The sequence below is a fragment of the Bacteroides sp. OM08-11 genome, assembly GCF_003438665.1.
Taxonomy (GTDB): domain Bacteria; phylum Bacteroidota; class Bacteroidia; order Bacteroidales; family Bacteroidaceae; genus Bacteroides; species Bacteroides cutis.
Map to the genome: position 1 here is coordinate 12,769 of NZ_QSTJ01000010.1, position 26,193 is coordinate 38,961.

Consider the following 26,193-nt stretch of genomic DNA (forward strand, 5'->3'; position numbering starts at 1 on the left):
ACCGTACTAAATATTCTTTTCATGATACTTGCTTTGGCAGCTATCATTGTTTATTTTGTTGCAAAAGATGACTTCAAACTATTTATCTACGTTTGCGGCGCAGCAATATTCGTTAAGTTGATGGAATTTTTCATACGGTTCACCAACAGATAAGGAGAAGTGATTATGACAAAAGAAGATATTATCAAACCTGAGAATCTGGTTGCTAAAAAACCGACTCTAATGAACGATAATCCCATGCATTACTGTCCGGGATGTAGCCACGGTGTGGTTCATAAACTGATTGCCGAAGTAATCGAAGAAATGGGACTGGAAGATAAAGCAATAGGTATCTCGCCCGTAGGATGTGCCGTGTTTATCTATAACTATATAGATATTGACTGGCAGGAAGCTGCTCACGGACGTGCGCCTGCTCTTGCCACCGCCATCAAACGTCTTTGGCCGGATCGTCTGGTATTCAGTTACCAAGGAGATGGTGACTTGGCTTGCATCGGTACCGCCGAAACAATTCATGCACTGAATAGAGGTGAGAATATAACCATTATCTTCATCAACAATGCCATCTATGGTATGACAGGTGGTCAAATGGCTCCGACTACACTCGTAGGCATGAAGACTTCGACCAGTCCTTATGGCCGTGATGTACATCTGCATGGTTATCCCCTGAAGATTGCCGATATTGCTGCCCAGTTGGAGGGTACGGCATACGTCACCCGCCAAAGCGTGGAAACCGTTCCTGCTATCCGTAAAGCAAAGAAAGCGATACGCAAAGCTTTTGAGAATTCAATGGCAGGCAAGGGTTCCAACCTTGTGGAAATAGTTTCTACTTGTAACTCCGGCTGGAAAATGTCTCCAGAGAAATCCAATAAATGGATGGAAGAGAATATGTTCCCATTCTATCCGCTGGGTGACTTGAAAGATAAATAATTGGTGCTAAAAACAGAAGAACAATGAAAGAAGAAATCATTATAGCAGGTTTCGGTGGACAAGGTGTATTGTCCATGGGAAAGATTTTGGCATATTCCGGATTGATGGAAGGTAAAGAAGTGAGCTGGATGCCCGCTTACGGACCTGAACAACGCGGTGGTACGGCAAACGTAACAGTGATTGTGAGCGATGAGAAAATCTCTTCTCCTATTCTCAGTAAATACGATGCAGCCATCATCCTGAACCAACCTTCACTCGAAAAATTCGAAAATAAAGTGAAACCGGGCGGTGTACTTATTTATGACGGCTACGGTATTATCAATCCGCCGACACGTAAAGATATCCATGTATACCGTATCGACGCCATGGATGCTGCCAATGAAATGAACAATGCCAAAGCGTTCAACATGATTGTGCTGGGTGGTCTATTGAAAATAGCACCCATCGTGACACTGGAGAATGTTATCAAAGGCTTGAAGAAGACACTCCCCGAACGTCACCACCACTTGATACCAATGAACGAAGAGGCTATCAAACGTGGTATGGAGCTGATTAAAGAGGTATAAAAAACACATCATCCGTTTGGGCCAAACAGATGATGCGTTTACTATAAACGGATGATGTATTTTGAGTGAATACATCATCCGTTTTTTTTAGTGCTGTATAGAGAAAGCCTAATATTCTATTAATTATTTACCGTAATTATCCACCAAACTCTTGAACTCCGCACAACGTTCGTCCTCAAACAAATCTTCGAACTTATAACGGGCTTCTGCATCACCACAGAGATAGTAATACTTCCCGGCAACTTTCTCCGTAGCCACATAAGCGGAGTTTTCACAATCGGGAGTAGGTATAAAAGTAAAGGAAGGAGTATTATTCTTGGAACTCTTCTTTATAGTGACTTCCAACTTATCACCGCCTCTCGGAACTATCCTCACAAAATGTCCCGGTGTACATTGTATGTTGTCACCGTCCATCACATAAGTGTAAATATTAATACCATAAGCGCCCCTAATGTCATGCATCTTAAGGAACAAGCCCTTTTCGGGCATCAGATAACCGTATTCGGGAGCCATGGTAGTAAAATCACCACAAAAGTTGTTCGCCGCGATAGCAGGCATCAGGTAACCGCTCGGAGCATCCCCCCCGGCTACCGCTTGACCTTCAGCATCTTGAACATTCTTCTTTGTACCGCCACATGCTGACAACACGACCAGACCGCAAAGTATTGCGGAGATAATTGTAATAGTAAACTTTTTCATAACAATGATATGTTTTAAATGAGTAATGTCATCAACATTTACGGATAGGTATAATTCCTCTGGAGACTGCTGTCATTATCAAGTCCGCCACATTCTTTGCATCAAGTTTGTCCAACAGATGACGGCGGTGCGTATCTACGGTATTGGTAGATACACACAAATCCTGAGCTATCTCCTGCGTATTTTTGCCTTCGGAGATACATTTCAATACATCGAGTTCACGTTGCGTCAGTTCTTCACGCCGCCCTTCGTCCGAACGTCGCATCTGGTTGCGTACTTGTTCGGCATAAGTACAGTAGTAAGTCCCTCCATCGAGTACACAGCGAATAGCCTCGGCTATCTTATTCGAATCAACAGATTTGAATAGAATACTATCTACATCACACTGTATCAGATTCTTTATAAACCAAATTTCTTCGTGCATTGTATTCACGATAATACGTGCCTGAGGGTCTTTTTCCCGAATACGTGAGATTATTTCCAAACCGGATAAATCGGGTAATTCCATATCCAACAAGAAAAGATTAAAGCATTGGGAGGCGATTAAATGCAATGCCTCCCGTCCCGATGAAGCTGTACATACGGTCTTGATTTCGGGTAACGAACATTCCACTATCCGCTTCAATCCTTGAAGCACCAAATCGTGGTCATCTACCAACAAAATGCGTATATCTTTTTCTTTCATCAATCTATTTTTGTGTTCTGAATTATGCTGCAAAGAAAAAGCATTTATTAATATCCCGCATCATCAAAAATAGTGATTTTAGTATCCGGTGTCATGGTTTTCGACTAAATAAATAAAGGTATTTCAAGTTCAAACAGCTGCATGCTCTCCCTATAATTTACAGAAAGAACACCACCTATAGCCTTGACGCGTTCTTGGATAGTACTAAGTCCGATGCCGTTAAATGTAGTTCCGGTATCAGGAAATGGTTTGCCATTGTTGGTGATAAGTAAAGTTAGCTGTTTTTTACTCAAAGAAAGATTTACATTCACATCCGTCGCACCGGAGTGCTTCACAATATTGGACAGTAATTCTTGCAAAATACGATAGACCTCATAAGCTATCTGTTCCGGTATCTGTTCCCATTCAGCATTATCACTTTCTTTACTAAAAGTTAGTTGCATGGATGCTGGAATTGCCAGACGTTCCACATACGATTCTACGGTTTCCGCCAATGTAACATACTGGAACTTTGGCGGCATCAGTTCATGGGAAATACAGCGTACATCACCACGTACCTGCTCCAACAAATCCAGAAGTTCGTGTTTTGACTCCGCCGAAGGTTGCATACATTGTACCTGCATACCTATGCCCAACAGATCATTGCAAACACCGTCATGCAGTTCTTTTGCCAAACGGGTACGTTCACGTTCCAACCCATCAATGTAACTCTTGGCTAGTTTCAACTCTTCTTCTTTTTTGATACGTTTCTGACGGAAAACAAAATAAGTTGCCAAAAGTAAAAATGCAAATACTGCCACAGCAGCCACTATACCCCATTGCATCGTTTTGGCCTTTTGTTCCAGTTGCTCTTGAGTGAGCCGTGCTATTTCGAGCGCCTTTACCTGATTTTCATACTTCATGGAAAGCTCGGAAAGTTCCGCATCTACTTCTGTCTGATGCAGACTATCAGACGTCCAGTATGCTTTTTCATAGTAATCGGCGGCATGCAGGTAATCTTTCAGCCCTTTATAATTGCGTGCCATTTCTAAATAGAGCTTGTCAACCGGTGTCTGGGCATTGACATCCATAGCTTCAAGCATCTGGTACTGAATGGCAAGGCTTTCCCGATAACGTCCCATATTATTGAGAATCTTGAAAAGAGTTTCCTGATATCCCAATACCTCGCCCGAAGACTTGGGTAATTCAGCCATCACTTTTTCCGCCTCTCGCATATAGTGGCTAATCGAATCATTATTATTCATTCTGGAATAGACATTCAACAAATAAGTCATACTCTTCAGCACGAATTTAGGTTTCCGCTGTTTACGTGCCATGGCAAGAGCCGGATAGAGCATTTGTGCAGCTTCTTCGTATTTTTTTTGTAATGTCATAACACCACCCGCCGTAGATGCAGCATACAAAACCATATCCATGTCATCGCACTTCTTTGAAACTTCCACCGCAGTACGAACATAGTTTTCAGCCTCTTTCAAGCGCGAGGTATTTGCATAAAGTACAGCCATGTTCGTCAACAGATGTACACGTTCGTCATAGGATTTACGTCCTTCGAGCTTTTCCAATGCCCGGTTGTAATATATCAATGCAGAGTCTGGCATGTCCTTTCTACGATAACTTACGCCAAGGGAAGTAAGTATGGAAATCACATTTTCCTCAACTCCGGTAAAACGTTCGGCTTCTTTAAGAGCTTGAAGATAACTATTAATTGCCGTCTCCATATCTCCCAAAGCGTTGTAAGTTTCCGCCCGGTTATTTAATAAGGTGATATAAGGTTCAGCTACATCTCTCCGGGCATATTCCAAACCTTTATCACAATAATACCGGGTACTGTCCGACTGACGATAAGCATAATATTCTCCTAAATGACAATAGGCGGCAGCAATACTATCCCGATTCTTTAACTTCATAGCGCGTGTCAACTCTTCCTGATAAGTTTTTAACTCAGCATCCTGAGCATATAGCAACGGGCAAAGAAAGTATAGGCATAACAAGAAAGATAGTGTTCTCATATACATATTATATTATTAGATTTTAAATTAAAAATCGACTTACTACGTAAAGAAACAGTAGCAAAGATAACAAAGGCATAGAATATACAGGCATATAGCCAATGATAATTATATATTCACACCGAGAAAACAAGAGTTTTAAAAGAAGCAAAAAAGGCTGAATTACATAAGCGAATAAGATTTTATTGTATCTTTGCGCCTAATTATGAGACGAATTGTACTGACATATATATTTCTGTCTATTATAAGTATATTGGGTATGCAAGCGCAATATACGCCCAACCGGATAGATCCTGCCACCGGACGTGACCAATATGGAAATCAGGTAGACCCCAACACATTGCCGGATAATCTGGAAGACAGCACCAATACGGAAATCCAAAGTATACCTCCTAAACTATATATGTGGCATTTGAGTGAAACGCTGGGTAACCGTACTATAATTCCTGCTGATACGACCAACCTCAATTTCCAAAACACCAACTTGGTAGAAGGTATGTACGGACACTATAATTATCTGGGAAATTTGGGATCGCCACGACTCTCGCGCATATTTTTTGACCGCAAAGGCAATGAACCGACTATCTTTATGGAACCGTTTTCCAGTTTTTTTGTGCGCCCTGACCAAGTGAACTTTACAAATAGTAATGTACCTTATACCAACCTGACCTATTATAAAGCGGGAAACAAGATGAATGGGGAAGAACGTTTCAAATCTTATTTTTCGGTAAATGCCAACAAACGCCTGGCATTTGGTTTCAACATTGATTATTTGTATGGACGCGGATATTACCAGAACCAGTCTACTTCCCACTTCAATGCAGGAATATTTGCCAGTTATATCGGAGAACGTTATCAGATGCAGGCGGTATACAACAATTTCATGTTAAAAATGAATGAGAATGGCGGTATACAAGACGACCGGTATATCACACGACCAGAAGATATGTCGGAAGGTAAAAAAGAATATGAGTCCACTACTATTCCTGTCAAATTGGAACAGACTGCCAATCGGAATAAAGATTTTTACGTCTATATGACGCAACGTTACCGGTTGGGGTTCAATCGGGAAACGACTACCATTGAAGATAAACAAGGTGCCGTAGCCATGCCGGTGAATGATAGTATTCCGGTAGCTAAAGATACGATTGTTACGGAAGAATTCGTACCTGTAACAAGCTTTATCCATACTATCAAGGTAGAACGGACGAGGCACCAGTTTACTTCTGCCACAGAAACAGCGGAACAATATCCTGACGCATTTTTCAATGAAACCTTCAGCCGTGACTCCACAACGGCATTCAGTGTAAAGAATATCTTCGGTATCGCTTTGCTTGAAGGTTTCAACAAATATGCCAAAGCGGGATTAACGGCTTATATTTCACATAAGTTCAGCCGTTATGAACTGATGGATACACTTTTGAATACCCGTTTTGATGAACAGGAAATATTTATAGGCGGTGAACTTGCCAAACGGCAAGGAAAGACTTTGCATTATAATGTGAACGGCGAAGTCGGTATCATGGATAAGGCTCTCGGTCAATTCCGTATCAATGCCGATTTCGATTTGAACTTCCGTTTATGGAAAGATACGGTGAATTTTTATGCACGCGGATATGTATCCAATACTCTCCCCTCATTCTATATGCGCCATTATCACTCCAATCACTACTATTGGGATAATTATAATATGGATAAGGAATTCCGTACGCGCGTAGAAGGAGAATTGAATATTGACCGTTGGAAAACCAATCTACGTGCCGGAGTTGAAAATATAAAAAATTATACATACTTCAACCAAAGTGGAATGCCGACACAGGAAAGTGGAAATATCCAAGTGTTATCAGCTACTTTGAAACAAGATTTCCGTTTGGGTATCTTACATCTGGATAATGAAGTGACTTGGCAAAAGTCAAGTAATGAAACAGTATTGCCGTTGCCCCAACTTTCGCTTTATCACAACTTATATATATTGACGAAGTTGGCAAAGAAAGTACTGACCGTACAGTTGGGTGCTGATGTGAGATACTTTACCAAGTATCATGCACCTGCTTATACTCCTGCCATCCAGCAATTTCATCTGCAAGCTGCGGACGATCAGGTAGAGATTGGCGGTTATCCGATAGTCAACGTATATGCTAACCTGCATCTGAAACGGACACGTATCTTTGCCATGATGTATCATGTAAATGCCGGTATGGGTAAAGCAAACTATTTCATGGTACCGCATTATCCTATCAATCCCCGTTTGCTCAAGATTGGTATCTCCTGGAATTTCTACGATTAACCTCCATACAACTAATCTACCCGAAATATGAAAAAAACCAAGTTATTGAGATATGTCATCTTAGGAGTGGTGACGGCTCTAATCGCTACTTTCCTGATGCCCCCAAAGGAGAAACCTAAAGGTAAACCTCGTGATTATGCAGAAATCGCATCCGAAGGTATCTTACATGCAGCGACGGAATATAATTCCATCAGTTTCTATGTGGACGGTGATACGCTTTCTGGTTTTCATTATGAACTGATTGAAGCTTTTGCCCGCGATCATCATCTGAAAGTGGCAATCTCACCTGAAATGAGTTTCAATAAACGATTGTCCGGCCTAGCCGATGGTAAATATGATGTGATTGCTTACGGGATATTGGCTACCAGCGAACTGAAAGACTCTTTACTTCTTACCACTCCGATTGCACTGAACAGGCAAGTGTTGGTACAACGGAAAACAGAGTCTTCCGACGATTCTCTTTTTATTAAAAGCCAATTGGATTTAGCGGGAAAGACCTTGAATGTGGTAAAAGGCTCTCCTTCCATACTACGTATACATAATTTAGGGAATGAAATCGGAGATACAATCTATGTAAAAGAAATAGATAAATATGGTTCCGAACAATTAATATCTCTTGTTGCCCACGGAGACATCGACTATGCCGTATGTGATGAAAGTATCGCACGTGCAGCAGCTGACAGTTTACCGCAAATCGATATCAATACCGCCATTAGTTTTACGCAATTCTATTCATGGGGTGTGAGCAAGCAGTCTCCGGTACTTCTGGATAGCCTTAATACCTGGTTGGAGAAGTTTAAAGAAAAAAAAGAATATAAAGAGATTTATACGAAATATTATAAATGACCATTTAGGGACACTGTGCCCTTAAATGGTCATTTATCTTATAATGTCTCCACTTCCCTCAGCCACATCTCCGACGAAGCATCACTCGGCATACGCCAATCTCCCCGTGGACTGATCGAGATACTTCCTACCTTCGGTCCATCCGGTAAACAGGAACGCTTGAATTGTTGATTGAAAAAGCGACGGAAGAAAGTTTTCAACCACTTTTTTATGATCTCTTCATCATAAGTTCCTTTGAAAGTACGTGACGCCAGAAAGAAGATCTTGGAAGGCCGGAAGCCACAACGTAAAAAATAATAAAGGAAAAAATCATGCAACTCATAAGGACCGACCAAATCTTCGGTAATCTGCCGGATATTTCCATTTTCATCAGCAGGAATTAGTTCGGGGCTAATGGGAGTATTTACAATATCCAATAATGTTGCACGTGATGCCTCATCCATATCATTTTCGGCTACCCACTTCACCAAATGTTTGACAAGTGTCTTAGGAACACTTCCATTGACACCATACATCGACATATGGTCGCCATTATAAGTAGCCCAACCCAAAGCAAGTTCCGAAAGGTCCCCCGTCCCGATAACCATCCCCCAAGTCTGGTTGGCAATATCCATCAATATCTGTGTACGTTCACGTGCCTGAGCATTCTCATAAACCACATCATGTACATTGATGTCATGGTCTATATCCTTGAAATGCTGGATACAGGCCCCTTTGATACTCACCTCACGTACAGTCACTCCTAAAGAATTCATCAAGTCAATAGCATTGGTATGCGTACGGTCGGTAGTTCCGAATCCCGGCATCGTAACGCCGATAATTCCTTTACGTTCCCATCCCAGTTTATCGAATGTCTTAACACAAACCAGTAATGCCAATGTAGAATCCAATCCACCAGAAATACCGACTACCGCACTCTTAGCATTGGTATGTACCAACCGCTGAGCCAATCCGGATACCTGAATGGAAAATATTTCTTCACAACGTTCATTCAGTGCAGCTCCTTGCGGAACAAACGGATGAGGTTCAAAAGTACGGGTAAGATTGAGTTCTTTACTATTGACGTATTCTGTAGAAATACGTACCGGAGGTTCCGGCGCACAATAAGCATGGCAAGCGGCAAAAGTAGTATTAACACGACGTTCCGTACGCAGATGTTCTACATCTATTTCACTGATTACAACTTGCTCCTCAAACGAAAAACGTTCATTGGCAGCCAGCAACGTACCATTCTCATAAATCAATCCATTACCTGCAAACACAACATCAGTAGTCGATTCTCCAAAACCGCACGAACTGAATACATACCCGGCAATGCAACGGGCTGACTGCTGGCTGATGAGCGAACGGAGATAGTTATGTTTACCTATACCTTCATTATCAGCCGACAAATTGAACAAAATCTCTGCTCCTTGCAACGCTAACATCGAACTGGGAGGCACAGGTGCCCACAAATCCTCGCAGATTTCAATTCCGAAAGTGGTATCAGCCGTTTCAAAAAGTAAATTCCGTCCCATAGGCACAATCTGCCCACAAAGACGCACATTACTGTCAGAAATCTCACAAGCAGAAGTAAACCAACGTTTCTCATAAAATTCTTTATAATTGGGCAGATAAGTTTTAGGTACCACACCCAGCACTTTACCTTTCTGAATGACAACTGCTGCATTCAATAATGATCCATTCAATGTTATAGGCATCCCCAATATGGATATGATATCCAATTGACGTGTATTATTCAGGATTTGTATCAAGCCCATCTCTGCTTCTTCAAGTAAAAGCTGTTGTGAAAAAAGGTCTGCACAAGTATATCCGGTGATGCACAATTCAGGAAAAGCAATGATTTGTACTCCTTTTCCATCGGCAATGATAATCTCTTTTTCAATTTGTCCGGCATTGAACTTGCAGTCCGCCACCTTGACACGGGGCACAGCCGCCGCTACCTTGACATATCCGTAATTCATAAGAATTCTATTATATATTTGAGTACAAAAATACGGCAATTTATCTATAAACACAAAATTATCAATTCTTTCACCCGATAGTATATAAAAAATTCTCTATTTTTTTTGGAGTATTCAAAGAAGTACCTATCTTTGCAAAAGAAATAAAAGTGTAATTATTACAAGTTTGAACTATTAAATAGTATGGATGTAGTAAAAAGACTGCAAATGCACAACATTAAGCCTTCGGTACAGCGAATAGCTATAATGAATTACTTGATGGAGCATCATACGCATCCTACAGTGGATGAGATATATACGGCGCTTTCGCCTTCTATTCCTACTTTATCGAAAACAACTGTTTATAATACCTTGAAACTTCTTAGCGAACAAGGTGCGGCACAAACGTTGACCATCGATGAGAGAAATACATGTTATGATGCGGATACTAATCCACATGCGCATTTCCTATGTAAACGTTGCGGAAAAATTTATGATTTACATTGCGACGCTAACATTAAAAAAGTAGAAGATACGGATATGGATGGACATGAAGTGCAGGAAATACATTACTATTATAAAGGTATCTGTAAAGATTGCATAGAAAACGAACAGTTTATAAAAACGAACAATAACTAATTCAACTATTTAAAATCTGAAAAAAATGAAAAAATTTAGATGTACTGTATGCGGTTATGTATACGAGGGTGACGCAGCTCCTGAAAAATGTCCTTTGTGTAAAGCTCCTGCCAGCAAATTCGTTGAAGTTGTAGAAGAACCGGGTGGTGCCCTGACTTTCGCTGACGAACACGTAATTGGTGTAGCTAAAGGATGTGATGACGAAATGATCAAAGACCTGAATAACCACTTCATGGGTGAATGTACAGAAGTCGGTATGTATTTGGCAATGAGTCGTCAGGCAGATCGTGAAGGCTACCCTGAAGTTGCAGAAGCTTTCAAGCGTTATGCTTGGGAAGAAGCAGAACACGCTGCTAAGTTCGCCGAACTACTGGGTGACTGTGTATGGGACACCAAGACTAACCTCGAAAAAAGAATGAATGCTGAATCAGGTGCCTGCGAAGATAAAAAACGCATTGCTACCCGTGCAAAAGCATTGAACTTGGATGCTATCCATGACACTGTTCATGAAATGGCTAAGGACGAAGCTCGTCACGGCAAAGGTTTTGAAGGCCTGTATAATCGCTATTTCAAGAAATAATCCTTCTGAAGTTTAAGGTAAAAGGTGTTCTTCCCAAAAAGAAGAACACCTTTTTTTATTTTTTCCTACTTTTGATGTCACGTTTATAGATCTCGTTCGTCTCATATACAGAAATGGAACTTAAACAATTTAAAATAACCGTTCTCCCACTCCGTAACAAACTATTGAACTATGCACGGAAGTTGACCGACGAACCGGAAGATGCAGAAGATGCTGTCCAGGAGGTATTACTCAAGTTGTGGAATAAAAGACTTGAATTGGAACAATACCGGAGTATCGAAGCATTTGCCATGACGTTGACACACAACCTCTGCATGGACATGTGGCGAAGTAAACGTAATAGTGACCAGCCATTGGAAAGCATACAAGTAACTGCCTCCAGCGGAACGCCGGAACGATTATTGGAAATTAAGGACGAAATACGGTTAATGCATGAAATTATCGATTCACTTCCTAATTTGCAACGTACCATCATGCGAATGAAAGATATCGAAGAATATGAAACGGATGAGATAGCTGAAATCACCGGATGTGGAGCAGAAGCTATTCGCAGTAATCTGTCGAGAGCCCGGAAAAAAGTGAGAGACATTTACCTGCAAACCATTCAAGAAAAGAAAAGGAGGAACGAACGATGAAGATAGATGAATTATTAAACAGATACTTTGAAGGCGAAACATCCTGCGAAGAAGAACGTGAACTACGTCGTTTCTTTACGGAAGATCAAGTACCGGAAGATTTGGAAACATATCGCCCTTTGTTCGTCTGCCTGGATCAAGAAGCCAAGATACATCAATCACTCCGAAATGAGGTGAAAGAAACCAATAAGTATTTTTCACCTAAACATCGCCTGTATTATATTATAGGAAGTGTAGCTGCCGGCATACTATTACTGATTGGCATTACCGATCTTTGCCAAAATACATGGACCGTTCCCTCCGATTACGTCATCATCAATGGTAAGCGTTATACTGATGCAAAAACCATAAGAGAACAGGCACTCTCGGCTTTCCAGGATGTACAGATGAACCAGGATGAAGTACTTGATTTAATGTTTGAATAGAATAAGATTAATAGATATATGTTTATGAAAAAGCTCATTCGTATCGTGTTTTGCTGTTTACTGTTACTGTGCAGTACCGACCTGTACGCCCAGCAAGGTCTACAGATAGCTTCCGTATTCAAAAAATACGGTAACCAAAAGGGGGCAACTTACGTAGAACTCTCCAAAATGTTGTCCAAGGAATGGGATATCAACCACTATCAAAGTCTGAAACTGGCAAAAGTGGAAAAGGCGCTACCGGACATTTATCGTTGTTTGGAAACAGACAAACAACATGCCAAGAAAATAAAAGAGGTAGTGAGTAACGGACAGATACAATCGGGTTATTACCAACTGCCGCCACTAAAAGGCAATATCAACCGTTTCATCCTCTTCCGTATAGGAAAGAAGGGTGATGCTACACTTATCTACATTGAAGGTGAGATAGATAGTGACGACCTTGTGACGCTGATGTTCAGTAAAGACTAATCGTCCTTTATCCATTGTAATTTTATCAAACTAACAAATATCAAACGTTATGAAACACATTTGCTCATTATTATTTCTTCTTATGTCTTCCATCACCGCCATGGCACAAGAAAGTATTCCTCAAGACACCACTATCTATCTGAATGGCCGTAAAATGGTGATCAAAGAAAATAACGGCAAGATCAAGGTAAAAATGTACGAAGCTAAATCGAATAACGATACCATTGAAAATGCTCAAGTTTTTGAAGGCGTCTATCTGAATGGGCGCAGCATTGAACAAACTACTATCGTATCAGTACCTTTTGTCAAAAAGAAAAATAAAAATTATCGCTTCGACCCTCACTATCCGGCTGTCTACGTAGGATTTGATAAACTGTCGAAGGGAGCTTTGCAATATTCGGCCGGCGTACCGCAGATCGGCAGTAAATCCTGGGAATGGGGTATCAACCCGTTCTGCGGGGGTATTGCTTTGACTCCCAATAACCATTGGGGAATAACAGCGGCATTGGGTATTGCACGTATCGTCCATAAAATTGACGATAACCATGGTTTCGAGAAGATTGACGGTATCACTGTGTGCCAACCTGCTCCCGAAGGTGTGGACTACCAAAAAAGCTGGTTACGTTACTGGGCTTTCCGTCTTCCTATCAGTATGGAATGGCAAACTAAGTTCGGCAGTAGCCGTGCATTCATTACTGCCGGTCCTGAAGTGGAGTGGCGTGTCGGAATCAAATCGAGAGCCAAGTATGAAGGTAGTAAGCATACCCTAAGTAGTAATATGAATACAAATCCCTTAGGTTTAAACCTCCTGCTACAAGCCGGTTATGGTTGTCTCGGTTTTAACGCACGCTTTGCACTGACTTCATTCTTCGAAAAGAATAAAGGGCCCGAACTTTATCCGGCTTCCCTCGGCTTTGCATGGTATTGGTAATAGCATTACAATAATAAACAGAAATCCCCGAAATACTTACCGTATTTCGGGGATTTCTGTTTATACCTAAGGATTTGCAATGAAAAATTATTTGCTAAAACAGATTTCTTAGAAACGTACCCCCAATGTCAACAACACTTGACTACGGGTATTTTTTACTTTAGTGACATCAGGTAGAGCACCTAAAGTTCTATATGTAATTCCATTTTCTATTACATGGTCCATTTCAACAAACGGATAAAAGTCTTCTTTATAGGACGAAAACTTATATGCCAGATCTGCATAGAACATGGAACCCCGATAACCAATACCCAATGTATAATTACTCAAGGTCTTTGTATTGGCAAAATCAGTATCCGTCTGAATAGAATTTATCGGCAAATCTTTATAGGCATCGCTATTGAAAATCGCCGTACTATAATTATATCCCGCACGTAAAGCGAATTGAGGAATTACCTTATACTCAGCACCTAAACGTATAGTACTTACTCCTTTCATCATAGGAGTCGTACTATTTTCATATTCAAACATATCCGAATATCCGTCATCAGGATTCTTAAACTTCATCGAAGAGTAGTCCTGATACTCGTACTCGGCACCCAACGCCCAGTTCCGGCCTATAGTATATCCTAAGCTGACATTATATGTCCACGGAGTTTGAAGACGGAATTGGCGGATCATATCACCTTCGATCATATCGGAAGTATAAATATCGTGCGGCTCAATCTTGCCGGTCACTTCGCTATAAACATCCGACAGGACATAAGCACTTGTCTTATAGTCCAGTTTATAGTAAGTAGGTGTATGTACAGCTAAACCGATACGGAACGGGGAATATTCGAAAGGACGGACGATAGCTCCGAATTTCAGATCAAAGCCCGAACCGTTGATTTTATTCATGCTCACCAAATCATAACCTTCACCAGTATAATCTCCTGAATAATTTTCACTATAGATACTATACTTATCATAATTGACGGCATAAGCCCCGATAGTCATACCCAGATAAACACGATCGCTGATATTAAAGGAAATGTTGAAATCGTACTGGTCAACCCCACCACGTTCTTCAGAACGGAAATTGGCAAGGCCATTCTCAGTCATACCGTAGAAAGAACCGGGCATCTCATAAAGAGGCTCACCATTTATATTATATATCTGGTTACCATTCTTGTCTTTATAGGGGACATCTGTGACTTTTGTCGTAAGATTGGAAATCAACCAACTATCATAACCCAGTACGGAAAGCCACCCTATATTGTTATCATCATAAGGATAATTTCCCCAATCGGTTATCCCCGTAGCTTGTTCCGCCATTTGAAATGTCTGAGAATGATCTCCCAAATTCCCTTTCATAGACATATTTTTATAGAACGATTTTGCCCTATGATAATTGAAACCAAAATTTACATAACGCAAAGTGGTTGCATTCCCTATTTTCGTAGCAAGTACGAAACCCGCATTATCAAAAGAAGCTCTTACTTTATCAGAGTTTATCTTATTACCCATATAGTTACTTTCAGTTCCATAGGCAGAAAGTCCAAATGACACCATCGCATCATTACTCCGATAAATACCGATACCGGCAGGATTTGTTCCAATGGTGGAAATATCACCCCCCAAGGCACCCATTGCACCACCCATACCCACAAAACGCGCAGTACCGTTTAAATCTTTATTTGTAATCTTAGCAGCATCATACACTGTCTGTGCAACGATCGGGGCTGCTGTTATCATCAGCCCCAGTGTAGCCAAAGTTATTATCTTTTTCATATCCTACTGATCTTTTCTATTAATACTAAAACCTATCTTCTTCTCGAAGACCCCCCACCGCCACCGGAAGAACGTGTAGAGCCACCTCCACCACCGGAAGAATAGCTGCGGGAACTAGAACTACCACCGGAAGAATAACTACGAGTAGACGAATTACTTTGTACAGGACTACTATAAGAGCGACGGGTACTTTCTGTATTATAACTACGTGACGGTGCAGTAGAGCTACCCCTATTATAAGTAGAATTACTTCTGCTATACGAAGAACTACTTCTTGTACTGGAATTTCTTTCACCTACAGAACTTGCGCTACCACCACGAGTAGAAGTTGATGTTCCGACACGTGTGCTACTTGGACGAGTATATACGCTACGACGTGTAGATGTACCATCCGGACGGGTTGTTACCCCTGTACGTTCTCCTGACGAACGTGTACCTACCACCCGTCTGGTGGTACCGCTTTGATTTCCTCTTCTATACGATGAAGTAGCGGAGGAACGGACAGAACTTGAAGAACGGACAGCACCTGAAGAACCACGTGTCACCGCAGATCCACTTCTGCGCACAGTGGAAGAGTTTCTATAACTGCTTGTTCCCGAAGAGCTACGTGTAGTATAAGTATTACGTCCCCAATGGCCGCTACCTCCCCACCAATGGCCGCCACCAGGATAGTATCCGGGATAATAATGGTGATGTCCCCACCATCCACTCCAGCCACCATACCAGCCGCCCCAGCCAAAGCTCCAACTCGGACCGTACCAGCTGTTCCAACCGAAACCATAGTAAGGATATCCCCAACCCCATCCATAGGAACCATAGCGCCAGTCCCACCACAAACGATTGGAGAAAGTGGGAAAAGCATATGCATAGAAACCATCGGTGTATACGTTCCAATCCCAAGAATTCAAGCCATAGACAACGTCCCAGTAGAATGGGCTGCTTATACTGATAGCATAACGGGGATTACGGAAACGAATAATACGCGTAGCATATTCATAATCATCTTCCGAACCACTGAAACCATTTACCCATTCACCGTCCAGGTCAGGTTGGTCTTTCTCATCTATATACAGAGTATCGTTCTCTAAGACAAATTCATTGTCCCGAGAATCATAACGACGGTTATATTCATCTACATCACGGGTATTTCCTTTACGGTCTCTTACAACAATTGTTGTATTACCCGGAGACGAGTAAACCGTAGTCGGTGCATTTGTCTTTACTACAACAGCATCACCAGCAGGAGTTTGCTTTTTCTCTACCTTCTCTTCTTTTTTCTTGGAAGGCACGTAGTAAAGGTCGTCATCCACACTTTGCGCCGACAGTGTCCACGGAAGACACAAGGCTAAAAGCGATAAAAAAACAATCTTCTTCATATTCATTTGGTTTATGGGGTTACTATTATATACTTTTTCCACATCACAAAGATAGTGCCGGAATTTATCCTATATAGAAGATTTTCCCCAAAGATTTATAGGGATTTCCCTAAATGACCTATCTTTGTAGCGAATAAACAAATATATGCAGAAATAAGTTGATCACCGGAAAGCACCTTCTGCATTTAACAAATAATCAGATTACGATGAAATATTTAGAATTTGCATTCCGCACCGTTCCCTGTACAGAAACTGTGAACGACATATTATCTGCTGTTTTGGGAGAAGTAGGCTTTGAAAGTTTTATAGAACAAGCTGACGGTATTGCCGCCTATATCCAGAAAGATTTATATAACGAAACAGCTTTAAAAGAGGCTATTATAAACTTCCCCTTACCTGATACACAGATAAATTATACTTACCAGGAAGCGGAAGACAAGGATTGGAACGAGGAATGGGAAAAGAATTTTTTCCAGCCCATCGTTATTGGGGACCGTTGTGTCATTCACAGCACTTTCCACCACGATGTGCCCAAAGTTGAATACGATATCGTTATCAATCCTCAAATGGCATTCGGTACCGGACACCACGAAACCACCAGTCTCATCATCGGCGAACTGTTAGACAATGACCTCCAAGGAAAATCTCTGCTGGACATGGGTTGCGGAACTTCTATCCTTGCCATACTGGCCCGTATGCGTGGCGCCGTACCTTGTACTGCTATCGACATAGATGAGTGGTGTGTACGCAACTCCATCGAAAACATCGAATTGAATGATGTAGATAAAATCGATGTATCACAAGGTGATGCTTCTTCATTGACGGGCAAAGGTCCGTTTGATGTAATCATCGCCAACATTAACCGTAATATCCTGTTGAATGATATGAAACAATACGTACATTGTATGCATCCCGGTTCCGAACTATACATGAGTGGTTTTTATGTAGATGATATTCCCGTAATACAGGCAGAAGCAGAACGCAATGGACTTCGTTTCGTACACCAACGGGAGAAAAACCGTTGGGTGGTAGTAAAGTTCATGCTATAAATTGTCAGGGTAGTGCCATAACGGAACTATCCATTTTATACAAATAAGCTTATTTTTGTAAGGTAAGTGATTGCAATTCTTCCAATGTGCCATTAAACACATTCAAATCTACCTCCTCTTCTATGCCAGGTACAATACCTACATCGGTATGTTGCCAAAAATGCCACTTACCTTCGTAACGTACGGAGTCCACGTAGTAGTGGGCTATCCAATAGGGATAAGTATTAAAAATAGAATCGTTGAGATAACGTTTCTTGAATTTATAGGAAGTATAAAGGATCGGTTTCATTCCATAGTGAGCCTCAATCCTATCGAGCCAGGTTTTAACAGAGACTTTCAATTCTTCTGGAGACTTCTTACCGGTAGTTTCCACATCAAGTACCGGAGGCAAGTCACCTTTGGAAAGTTGTACGGTACGGATAAAAAAATCCGCCTGTTTATTGGCATCTGTTTTAGGCAAAAAGTAGTGATAAGCACCACGGATAAAGCCATATTTACGTGCTTGATCGAAATTCCGCGTAAATGTGTCATCTCCATGATCACCACCTTCGGTAGCTTTCATGAAAATAAAATGGATGGGAAATTTGACGTCCTTGCTGTGAAGAAGCCTTTCCCAATCAATATCACCCTGATAATGAGATATATCAATACCATGTACCTCGTAATTACAAGGCATACATACTCCATAACCTTTCTGCCCGTAACAAGGTTTCCAACGATAAGCATAAGGACGAATGAAGAACCAATAGAAACCTGCCGAGAAAACAACAACAATACAAAGCGCCAAAAGATTACGTAACCATATCGGCATAGTACGCATACGTGGCTGCGACTTCTTTTTTTTCTGTGAAGAAAAACGACGGGAAGTGGATTTACGGCGAGAAGTCGGATTGGTTTTAGCAGACATATTAATTTCAAACGCAGATTAACGCAAATTCTCACAGATTATTCTTCTTTACATTAATCTATATCGATCTGCGTTTAAAAGAAAGAGGTGGAAAGACTCCACCCCTCACTCATATTAATTCATTATTTACCTTGTTCTAATTGCAAAGTCTTAGTAGGCTGGTCGCAAACTTCAGTAGGACCGAAATATTGGATAGGACCCGGATATACGTAGTCTGTCTCCATAGCCCAACGGTCACGTTGAGCAGCAAATGCCTTGAAAGGAGCACCGTCCAGTTTCACCAGAGCTTTTTGGATAACAGGTTTCATTTCACCATGACGACGTTCCATATTCATCATCATCGTGATAGGTACACCACCAGCAATCCATTCTTCAGCAGGAGCAGTAGTATTACGTACAGATGACATATAACCAGTCTTACCATTAGCAATCAATGCAGATGCTGCATAACCCAAAGAGTAACAATAGTCAGCATCAAAATTGGACGGAGCAGCACAACGGCCTTCATAACCGAAGAAGTGATGCTGTGCGGCAAACTTACCTACATATTTACCTTCTTCTTTCCACTGAGCCAACTTAGTACTTACCATCTCAGACAGCAGCTTCTCTGTTTCAATGAGGGATACCTGTACGTTTCCGTGAGGATCACGATCCAATGACAACTGGCGTGCAACACCTTCAGGAAGACTTGCATAAATAGCCGCATTTTCCGGAGAGAGTTTACGGATAATATAGTCACGTTGGTGTGATTTCTTAATCTGAGAGAATTCTTCTGCATTGGCAGCGAGGAAGTCGTTCAATTCAGCAATCAGACGCTTCATAGCCGGGATGAATTCAACCAGACCTTCAGGAATAAGAACCGTACCGAAGTTATTACCTTGAGCAGCACGATCGGCCACCACCTTGGCTATATTGGTTACGATATCATCCAAAGAAAGATCATTGGCTTCAACTTCTTCAGATATGATACAGATATTGGGTTGCACTTGCAATGCACATTCCAAAGCAATATGAGATGCGGAACGTCCCATCAATTTAATGAAGTGCCAATACTTACGTGCAGAGTTACAGTCGCGTTGGATGTTACCGATAACTTCAGAGTAAGTCTTACAAGCCGTATCGAAACCAAAAGAGGTTTCAATCATTTCGTTCTTCAAGTCTCCATCGATAGTTTTGGGACAACCGATAACCTGCACACCGCAATTTTTGGCAGCATAATATTCAGCCAGTACGCAAGCGTTTGTATTAGAATCGTCACCACCGATGATTACCAATGCTTTGATATCCAATTTTTTCAAAATTTCAAGGCCTTTCTCAAATTGGTCTTCTTTTTCCAATTTGGTACGTCCTGAACCGATGATGTCGAAACCACCGGTATTACGGTATTCATCAATGATATCGGCAGTCAATTCCATATAGTTATGATCTACCAAACCACCGGGGCCAAGGATGAAACCGTACAGTTTACTGTCCTTATTCAACTTCTTGATACCATCGAAAATACCGGAAATTACGTTGTGACCACCGGGAGCCTGACCTCCAGAAAGGATAACGCCTACATTCATAGCAGGGAAATTAGCGGCTCCATCTGCAGTTTCAAACTTAATCAAAGGCATTCCGTACGTATTGGGAAACAATTTCTGAATAGCTTCCTGATCGGCTACCGACTGAGTAGCAACACCTGCTACCGCTTTAACAGTACCTCTCAGCGCTTTCGGAAGTTTGGGCTGATAGGCAGCCCTTGCAATTTGCAATGCACTTTTAGTCATTTCTCTTAATTATTTAAAGGTGTTAATAAAGTTCCGTTTAAAAGCGTCGCAAATTTCGTCTTTTTTCAGAAGATATGCAAATAGGAGGGGGAAATAATGTTGTAAATGATAATTTATAGTCCCAACTCTTCAATTATTACTTAAAAATAAAAAAAACAGAGTATTCTTCCAATATAAAGTATTATCTTTGCAGGCAGAGTTTGAGTTATGAATCATTATTGCACGGTACTTCTTTGTAATATACCAATTATTTAAGTAGACTTCTCTTTAATCATCTTCCTCACTCCAAATTTAATATTTATTTTTAAAAACCAATTAGATGAACATTTACATTGCAGGTTTGAATTTCAGCACTACAGAAGCTGATTTGAACGATTTATTTTCAGAGTATGGAGAAGTATCTTCTACAAAAATTATTTTAGACAGAGAGACCGGAAAGTCCAGAGGATTTGCTTTCGTAGAAATGTCCGATGATTCAGCTGCTCAAAAAGCTATCGATGAGTTGAATGGAGCGGAATTTGATAAAAAAACAATTTCAGTAAACATTGCCCGTCCTAGAGAAGAAAGACCTTCAAACCGTGGTAATCACGATAGAAGAGGTGGTTATAATTCTAGAAGATATTAAGATTTTTAATAACAAAAGAGGAGGTACTACCAAAGACCTCCTCTTTTCATATAAACCCCAATAAGAATATGGCTAAATCCTTATCCGCAGATAAGCGTGAAAACGAGAAAAAAAGGCTTGCCAAACGAGCTGAAAAACAAAAAAAGAAAGAAGAAAAGAGACTGTCAGGAAAAACTAACAGTTTTGATGATATGATAGCTTACGTTGACGAAAATGGTATGATTACCTCTACTCCTCCCGAACTAAACAGTAAGAAAGAGGAAATAAAATTAGAAGAAATCATCATATCAACTCCTAAAAAGGAAGATGAAATACCTGTCATTTTAAAAGGTAGAGTAGAATTCTTCAATACCTCAAAAGGTTTCGGTTTTATCAAAAACCTTGCCAATACCGAAAAGTATTTTTTTCATGTAAACAACGTACTTACTACAATATCAGAGAACGATATTGTGACATTCGACCTCGAACGTAGTCCCAAAGGGATGAATGCTGTAAATGTCAAGAAGGAGATGGAATAACTTACCATCCCCCTCCAAGGGCTTTATAAACATTGACTACAGCAATAAGTTCATCACGGATGGCATTGCTTACACCTATCTGAGCATCGAAATAACCGCGTTGTGCATCAAGCACATCCATGTAATTAATAACACCATTGATATATTGAAGTTGAGCTAAGTCTACATACGTCTTGGCTGAACGTTCCAATTTTAGGCGTAATTGATAAACTTCTTTTATCTTATTGAAATCTACAATCGCATTTTTAGCTTCTTTGAAGGCATTGAGTACAGATTTTTCATATTTATGTATCTCGGCTTCATAAGAAGCTTTTTGTGCTTTCAAGGCCGCACGGTTCTTTCCCCAATTGAACAGCGGGCTCAATAATGCACCATTCAACATAGAATAGGGAGATTGCAGGAAATTGGAAAGGACATCACTTTCCAAACCAAACTGTCCGGTAAGAGCAATACGGGGAAACATATTGGTATAAGCCACTTTCACCCTAGCATGTTCGGCACGGAGCTGTTGTTCCGCCGCACGGATATCGGGACGTCGTTCCAATAAATCGGATGGTAAACCAACGGGTAATGTATGCGGAACATCCAGCTCCTGCAAAAAACGACTACGTTCAATACTTGTAGGAAATTCACCAGCAAGAAAAGCAATATCATTCTCTTTCAGAGAAATACGACGTTCCAAGTCAGGGATTAAAGTAGCAGTACGCGCCAACTCTACTTGAGCCTGCTGATAGGATGTTTCCGAAGTCAAACCACCTTCAAAACGAATACGGGCAAGCCGGACACCTTCTTCACGGGCTTTCTGAGTTTGACGAACAATCTCCAATTCCGTATCAAGAGCCACCAGTTCATAATAGGCTTGTGCCACTTCAGCTATAATTGTCATACGCAGTGCACGCTGAGCCTCTATAGATTGAAGGTAATCAGCCACAGCAGCTACTTTTTTCCAGCGTAAATTTCCCCAAAGATCAAGTTCCCAAGAGAGAAGCGCCTTCGCTTCGTAAGTATTACCTACATCACGACTATGTCCACCATAATTTTCAACTTCACGTTCAGCGGAAACTTCAGCATTAAGCTGTGGTAACAAATTGGCAACACTGATCCGCTTTTCCGCCGCCATTTCTTTAACCCGAGCTGCTGCGATAAGTATGTCCTTATTATATTCCAGTGCACGGCCAATCAATGTACGCAATGTATTATCCGTATATACAGCCTGCCATTGTTCATCGGCAATGCTGATGCTATCCTGCTTTTGCACCAAACTATCCGGTAATGCCATCTCCGGACGAGTAAAGCTTTTGCCCATTTTGCAGGAAGTGAATATCAAAGTACTTAATAAGAAGAGTATATATATATTATTTCTTTTCATAATTTAATTCTTTAAACAGGAATTCGGTTCATAAACTATTTCCCCTCCCCTCTAGAGGAACGGATAGCCTTATCTTTCACTTTCGCCTTTGCCTTATAAACCATCACAAAGAAGAAAGGTACAAGCACTATACCAAATACAATGGCAAATATCATTCCGAAGAAGACACCCGTACCAATAGCCTGACGACTTGCAGAACCCGGTCCACTTGCCAATACCATAGGGAGCATACCTAATACAAATGCAAGAGATGTCATCAAGATCGGACGAAAACGAAGTTGCGCCGCATGAATGGCCGACTGTACCAAATCTCCCCCTTTATCAACCTGCACCTTAGCAAATTCCACAATAAGGATAGCATTCTTGGCAGCAAGTCCCACCAACATTACCAAACCTATCTGGAAATAAATATCATTTTCCAATCCACAGACAGCAACGCCTAAATAAGCTCCCAAAGCAGCTATCGGTAAAGACAACAATACAGCAATTGGTACGGTCCAACTTTCATACTGTGCAGCCAGAAAGAGAAAGACAAAGAGGAACACCAATGTCAAGACCAATCCGGTCTGACCACCTGCCTGTTTTTCCTGATAAGAAAGTCCACTCCATTCTACTCCGATATTATCCGGTAAATGTTCGCGGGCAATCTGTTCCATAATTTCCATTGCCTGACCTGAACTATAACCTTGTGCCGCAGAACCACGAATTACAGCAGTAGTAAACATATTGAAACGTTTGATACTACCCGGACCTGTGGTATAAGAAGCATTTCCCAACGAAGTTAAAGGAACCATTGCGCCATTGGCCGCTTTTACAAAAAACAAATTGATGTTTTCTTTATGCTCGCGATAAGGTGCCTCAGCCTGAATATATACTTTATATATACGGTTGAACATATTGAAATCATTTACATATACAGAACCGGTATAAGCCTTCATAGTAGAGAATACATCCGCCAAAGGTACTCCCAACATTTTAACCTTATCACGATCCACATCAAAATAAAGTTGTGGTATTTCTGACTGTAAAGAAGATGAAAGTCCGGTCAGCTGTTTATGTTTCTGAGCATAGTACAGTAACGTATCGGCAGCCTGTACCAGGTTATCAAAAGTAGCGTCTCCACGAGCTTCAAGCTGCATTTCAAACCCACCGGAGGTTCCCAAACCCGGAATTACGGGTGGAGTGGACAGATAGACCCTACATTCAGGATATTCCTTCAAATCCTTTTCTACATTTGACATAATTTTATCAATGCTGGTATCTTTACGATCCTCCCATGGTTTCAAAATCACCGTCAACTCACTACGAGCCTGATTGCTACCTACACGTGGGCTACTTCCCGTTACGTTCTGTACATAAGCTACGTATGGATTTTGTTCTAAATACTTCACTGCACGATCAGTAACAACACGAGTACGTTCCAAAGTAGCACCTTCAGGCAGTTCCAATTCTACCTTGAAATACCCCTGATCTTCTATCGGAAGGAAACTGGTAGGTACCAACCGATGAATGATAAATATAGTGATCAATACCATACCGAAAGCGGTAGTCAAACGCTTGGGATGTTTGATGACACGGCTGATAACACCGATATATTTATGATTACCAATATTCAACCATTGGTTTATTTTACGAAAAACAATGTTTTTCTTTTTGCCACTATCCGGCTTCAGAATAAGTGAACACATTACAGGACTGAGAGTTAGAGCTACTACAGTAGATAACAATACGGAAACCGCAATAGTAATAGTAAATTGACGATATAATTGTCCGGTTATACCGCTCAGGAAGCTTACAGGAACGAATACGGCACAAAGTACCAATGACGTAGCAATCAATGCACCTGCCAATCCGTTCATCGCTTTCTTGGTTGCCTCATAAGGAGAAAGTTTTTCCGTTTCCATCAGGTGTTCCACGTTCTCTACTACGACAATGGCATCATCCACCACAATACCGATGGCAAGAATTAATCCCAGCAAAGTCAGTATGTTCAATGAAAAACCGAAAATGAGCATGAAACCAAAGGTACCAATCAGGGATATAGGTACCGCTACAATCGGAATTAGCGTAGCACGCCAACTTTGCAGGGAAAGAAATACTACTAATACAACAAGAATTAATGCTTCGAATAATGTTTTATATACTTCATGAATGGACTCTGAAATATAAGTAGTCATATCAAACGGGATCTCATAACTCATTCCCTCTGGGAAGTTGGCACTGATTTCTTCCATAGCCTCCTTCACATTTTTCGCTACTTCCATAGCGTTGGCACCAGGAAGCATATAGATACCAAGAACAGCTGCATTTTCTCCATTAATACCACTTTCTGTACTATACGAAGAAGCCTCGAGTGATACGCGAGCTACATCGCGCAAACGGATGATAGAGCCATTGGAGTTGGCACGCACGACAATATCTTCAAATTGCTTTGCCGAACTTAAACGACCTTGTGTCGTAATTGGAATAGTGATATCCAATCCTTTCACCGGTTGTTGCCCCAATACGCCTGCAGCTGACTCACGATTTTGATCTTTCAGAGCATTCTGTAAGTCCTGTACAGTCAATCCGAAATTAGCGAGTTTATCAGGCATCGCCCAAATCTGCATAGCATAGTAACGGCTACCTATATTAGAAACACGTCCCACACCAGGAATACGACGGAGCAAATCAAGCACATTAATGGTTGCAAAGTTACTCAAATAAATTTCATCAAACTTCGGATCATTTGAAGTCAAACAGATAGTCATCAACTGGCTGGGTGCCTGTTTCTCTACAGAAATGCCATTCTGAATGACTTCAGCAGGTAAACGGTTTTCCGCCAACTTCACGCGATTCTGAATTTCCACGGCGGCCAAATCGGGATCAGCAGAAACATCAAAGGTTACCGTTGCCGAGAAACCACCGGAATTGGAACTATTAGACTCCATGTAAAGCATACCCGGAGTACCATTTATTTCTTGTTCGATAGGAGTTGCCACTGCTTGTGAAACCGTTAATGCGCTAGCTCCCGGATAGGAGGCGCTAATCTTTACGACAGGTGGCGTTATTTGTGGATATTGGTCTACCGGCAACATTGTCAGCCCAATGATACCAATGATAACAATCACAATCGATATCACCGCTGAAAATACCGGACGATCTATAAAAAAACTTACTTTCATACA

The 26,193-nt window shown here is 41.1% G+C and carries 23 protein-coding genes; 13 read left to right on the forward strand and 10 right to left on the reverse strand.

All coding sequences use genetic code 11. From position 1 onward, the window contains the following. The first annotated feature begins 165 nt into the window (after positions 1 to 165). Both DXC10_RS15185 and DXC10_RS15190 read left to right on the forward strand, forming a co-directional pair. Positions 166 to 927, forward strand: coding sequence for a thiamine pyrophosphate-dependent enzyme (locus DXC10_RS15185; protein ID WP_101545399.1), 762 nt, complete (start codon positions 166 to 168; stop codon positions 925 to 927). A 23-nt stretch (positions 928 to 950) separates the two neighbouring features. Then, a complete protein-coding gene (locus tag DXC10_RS15190) occupies positions 951 to 1,493 on the forward strand; it encodes a 2-oxoacid:acceptor oxidoreductase family protein (protein WP_117738332.1) in 543 nt (180 codons plus the stop codon). Positions 1,494 to 1,616: 123 nt separating this feature from the next. Here the strand turns inward: DXC10_RS15190 and DXC10_RS15195 are convergent, their stop codons facing one another. From DXC10_RS15195 to DXC10_RS15205, 3 genes are all read right to left on the reverse strand, one after another. Beyond that, positions 1,617 to 2,192 carry a hypothetical protein gene (locus tag DXC10_RS15195; protein ID WP_117738333.1) on the reverse strand — a complete coding sequence of 192 codons (576 nt, stop codon included), beginning with the start codon at positions 2,190 to 2,192 and terminating at the stop codon, positions 1,617 to 1,619. A 31-nt stretch (positions 2,193 to 2,223) separates the two neighbouring features. Then, the gene (locus DXC10_RS15200; RefSeq protein WP_101545393.1) at positions 2,224 to 2,877 is read right to left on the reverse strand and encodes a response regulator transcription factor; all 654 of its coding nucleotides are present in this window, start codon (positions 2,875 to 2,877) and stop codon (positions 2,224 to 2,226) included. 104 nt (positions 2,878 to 2,981) lie between these two features. Continuing rightward, complete coding sequence (locus DXC10_RS15205; RefSeq protein WP_101545555.1) at positions 2,982 to 4,886, reverse strand: tetratricopeptide repeat-containing sensor histidine kinase; 1,905 nt, start codon at positions 4,884 to 4,886, stop codon at positions 2,982 to 2,984. 205 nt (positions 4,887 to 5,091) lie between these two features. On the opposite strand from DXC10_RS15205, the gene DXC10_RS15210 reads away from it, so the two are divergent. Both DXC10_RS15210 and DXC10_RS15215 read left to right on the forward strand, forming a co-directional pair. Next, entirely contained in the window at positions 5,092 to 7,173 is a 2,082-nt protein-coding gene (locus tag DXC10_RS15210; RefSeq protein ID WP_117738335.1) for a putative porin, read from the forward strand. A 27-nt stretch (positions 7,174 to 7,200) separates the two neighbouring features. Beyond that, positions 7,201 to 8,019: a transporter substrate-binding domain-containing protein gene (locus DXC10_RS15215; RefSeq protein WP_101545389.1), complete on the forward strand. Its 819-nt coding sequence runs from the start codon at positions 7,201 to 7,203 to the stop codon at positions 8,017 to 8,019. A 38-nt stretch (positions 8,020 to 8,057) separates the two neighbouring features. Here DXC10_RS15215 and DXC10_RS15220 read toward each other — a convergent pair whose 3' ends face one another. Then, complete coding sequence (locus DXC10_RS15220) at positions 8,058 to 9,983, reverse strand: NAD(+) synthase (RefSeq protein ID WP_117738337.1); 1,926 nt, start codon at positions 9,981 to 9,983, stop codon at positions 8,058 to 8,060. 183 nt (positions 9,984 to 10,166) lie between these two features. On the opposite strand from DXC10_RS15220, the gene DXC10_RS15225 reads away from it, so the two are divergent. The 6 genes from DXC10_RS15225 to DXC10_RS15250 all read left to right on the forward strand — a co-directional run bounded on the left by DXC10_RS15225 (position 10,167) and on the right by DXC10_RS15250 (position 13,640). Then, positions 10,167 to 10,601 carry a Fur family transcriptional regulator gene (locus tag DXC10_RS15225; protein WP_101545385.1) on the forward strand — a complete coding sequence of 145 codons (435 nt, stop codon included), beginning with the start codon at positions 10,167 to 10,169 and terminating at the stop codon, positions 10,599 to 10,601. Positions 10,602 to 10,626: 25 nt separating this feature from the next. Further along, positions 10,627 to 11,181 carry an NADH peroxidase gene (locus DXC10_RS15230; RefSeq protein WP_101545383.1) on the forward strand — a complete coding sequence of 185 codons (555 nt, stop codon included), beginning with the start codon at positions 10,627 to 10,629 and terminating at the stop codon, positions 11,179 to 11,181. Between the two features lie 113 nt (positions 11,182 to 11,294). Beyond that, complete coding sequence (locus DXC10_RS15235) at positions 11,295 to 11,816, forward strand: RNA polymerase sigma factor (protein WP_101545381.1); 522 nt, start codon at positions 11,295 to 11,297, stop codon at positions 11,814 to 11,816. Next, on the forward strand, positions 11,813 to 12,241 hold the full coding sequence (locus tag DXC10_RS15240; RefSeq protein ID WP_101545378.1) for a hypothetical protein: 429 nt from the start codon (positions 11,813 to 11,815) through the stop codon (positions 12,239 to 12,241). The genes DXC10_RS15235 and DXC10_RS15240 overlap by 4 nt, the downstream gene beginning before the upstream one ends. A 24-nt stretch (positions 12,242 to 12,265) precedes the next feature. Then, complete coding sequence (locus DXC10_RS15245) at positions 12,266 to 12,709, forward strand: hypothetical protein (protein WP_101545552.1); 444 nt, start codon at positions 12,266 to 12,268, stop codon at positions 12,707 to 12,709. A 49-nt stretch (positions 12,710 to 12,758) separates the two neighbouring features. Beyond that, on the forward strand, positions 12,759 to 13,640 hold the full coding sequence (locus tag DXC10_RS15250; RefSeq protein ID WP_101545375.1) for a hypothetical protein: 882 nt from the start codon (positions 12,759 to 12,761) through the stop codon (positions 13,638 to 13,640). Positions 13,641 to 13,748: 108 nt separating this feature from the next. Here DXC10_RS15250 and DXC10_RS15255 read toward each other — a convergent pair whose 3' ends face one another. After that, complete coding sequence (locus tag DXC10_RS15255) at positions 13,749 to 15,413, reverse strand: OmpP1/FadL family transporter (protein ID WP_117738339.1); 1,665 nt, start codon at positions 15,411 to 15,413, stop codon at positions 13,749 to 13,751. Positions 15,414 to 15,445: 32 nt separating this feature from the next. Then, positions 15,446 to 16,789 carry a hypothetical protein gene (locus DXC10_RS15260; protein ID WP_117738356.1) on the reverse strand — a complete coding sequence of 448 codons (1,344 nt, stop codon included), beginning with the start codon at positions 16,787 to 16,789 and terminating at the stop codon, positions 15,446 to 15,448. A 206-nt stretch (positions 16,790 to 16,995) separates the two neighbouring features. On the opposite strand from DXC10_RS15260, the gene prmA reads away from it, so the two are divergent. Then, positions 16,996 to 17,838 carry a 50S ribosomal protein L11 methyltransferase gene (prmA, locus tag DXC10_RS15265; protein ID WP_117738358.1) on the forward strand — a complete coding sequence of 281 codons (843 nt, stop codon included), beginning with the start codon at positions 16,996 to 16,998 and terminating at the stop codon, positions 17,836 to 17,838. 49 nt (positions 17,839 to 17,887) lie between these two features. Here prmA and DXC10_RS15270 read toward each other — a convergent pair whose 3' ends face one another. Continuing rightward, the gene (locus DXC10_RS15270; protein WP_101545369.1) at positions 17,888 to 18,745 is read right to left on the reverse strand and encodes a glycoside hydrolase family 25 protein; all 858 of its coding nucleotides are present in this window, start codon (positions 18,743 to 18,745) and stop codon (positions 17,888 to 17,890) included. 122 nt (positions 18,746 to 18,867) lie between these two features. Then, on the reverse strand, positions 18,868 to 20,514 hold the full coding sequence (locus DXC10_RS15275) for a diphosphate--fructose-6-phosphate 1-phosphotransferase (protein WP_101545366.1): 1,647 nt from the start codon (positions 20,512 to 20,514) through the stop codon (positions 18,868 to 18,870). Positions 20,515 to 20,833: 319 nt separating this feature from the next. Here DXC10_RS15275 and DXC10_RS15280 point away from each other — a divergent pair, with 319 nt between their 5' ends. Together DXC10_RS15280 and DXC10_RS15285 are read left to right on the forward strand one after the other, a co-directional pair. Continuing rightward, positions 20,834 to 21,139, forward strand: a complete 306-nt coding sequence (locus DXC10_RS15280) for an RNA-binding protein (RefSeq protein WP_101545363.1) — start codon at positions 20,834 to 20,836, stop codon at positions 21,137 to 21,139. Positions 21,140 to 21,207: 68 nt separating this feature from the next. After that, complete coding sequence (locus DXC10_RS15285; protein WP_101545360.1) at positions 21,208 to 21,657, forward strand: cold-shock protein; 450 nt, start codon at positions 21,208 to 21,210, stop codon at positions 21,655 to 21,657. Between the two features lies 1 nt (position 21,658). Here DXC10_RS15285 and DXC10_RS15290 read toward each other — a convergent pair whose 3' ends face one another. After that, entirely contained in the window at positions 21,659 to 23,026 is a 1,368-nt protein-coding gene (locus DXC10_RS15290; RefSeq protein ID WP_117738341.1) for an efflux transporter outer membrane subunit, read from the reverse strand. A gap of 35 nt (positions 23,027 to 23,061) precedes the next feature. Then, positions 23,062 to 26,190 (reverse strand): efflux RND transporter permease subunit, encoded by a 3,129-nt coding sequence (locus DXC10_RS15295; protein WP_117738343.1) that lies wholly within the window; start codon positions 26,188 to 26,190, stop codon positions 23,062 to 23,064. Positions 26,191 to 26,193: the final 3 nt, after the last annotated feature.